Source organism: Nonomuraea sp. NPDC001684 (assembly GCF_053596515.1).
The window spans coordinates 1-1,151 of the sequence record NZ_JBSFGJ010000905.1 but is presented as its reverse complement, the minus strand read 5'-3'; the positions used below and the strand labels follow the sequence as shown (position 1 = coordinate 1,151).

The 1,151-nt window shown below is 73.5% G+C and carries 2 pseudogenes; both read left to right on the top strand.

What is annotated here, in order from left to right:
* Positions 1-664, top strand: a pseudogene (locus ACWCSD_RS52985) (primosomal protein N'); the annotation flags it as partial.
* A 49-nt stretch (positions 665-713) separates the two neighbouring features.
* Positions 714-1,151 (top strand): annotated as a pseudogene (locus ACWCSD_RS52980) (hypothetical protein); the annotation flags it as partial.

Sequence of the window (1,151 nt, the reverse complement as noted above, 5' to 3'; positions counted from 1 at the left end):
GGCCGCCCAGGCGATGGTGTTCGACGGCCTGGTCGGCCCCCGGCTGCGGCTCGGGCCCGCGCTGATCAAGCTGCGCGCCGCCCGGCTCGGCCTGAGCGTGCTGGCCGGCGTGCCCGCCACGCGCGCCCTCGTGGTCGCCACGCCCGGCGCCGAGCCGGTGGCCGAGGGCGGCTACGCGGCGGCCGTGCTGCTCGACGGATGGGCGCTGCTCGGCCGGGCCGACCTGCGGGCGGGGGAGGAGACGCTGCGCCGGTGGATGAACGCCGCCGCGCTGCTGCGGCCCTCCGCCGAGCTGGTGGTGCTCGGGGACGCCGGGCTGCCGTCCGTGCAGGCGCTGCTGCGGTGGGACCCGATCACGCACGCCGAGCGCGAACTGGGCGACCGGGCCGAGCTCGGGTTCCCGCCCGCCGTGCGGATGGCGACGCTGACGGGTTCGGCGAGCGCCGTCCGGCAGATGCTCGACGAGGTGCGCCTCCCGCCGGACGCCCAGGTGCTGGGCCCGGTCCCGGTCGACGAGTCTGGCCTGGAACGGGCCATGATCCGGGTACGGCGCGGCGGCGGGGCGGCGTTGTCGGCCGCGCTCAAGGGGGCCAGTGGGGTGCGTGCGGCGCGTAAGACACCAGATGTCGTGAGGGTGAGTGTCGACCCACTCGACCTGATTTAGACCGTTTCCCCGATTCGCTCATCTGTTGGTCAGCCGTTAGCGTGCCCCTGTGTCGATCGAATGGGTGAACCAGGCCATCGACGACCTGCGCGCATGGGGGCGCGCGCGGGAAGTCGAAGTGGACGCGGACGAGGTCCGCCTGCTCTGCGACTACGCCAGCGACTATCTCAACGTCAACGAACTGCGCGACTTCACGCCGGAGACCTTCGACGAGCTGCTGCTGTCCATCTACCCGCGCAAGGTCATCGCGCCGCCCGAGAGCGCGCCCGAGACCGTGGCGGCCGCCCGCACGCTGGTGGACTACCTCGGCGAGGCCGGTCACGCCAGCCCGGCCACCGTGGCCGGAATGCGTGCCCGGCTCGACGACATCGGCCCCCGCATGCCCGAGGCGCTGGCCGACCCGGCCAACTTCGGCATGGCCAAGAGCCTGTTCAGCTCGATCGGGCCCGAATCGCTCGAACAGGCGGTGCCGATCCCGTCCGGGGAG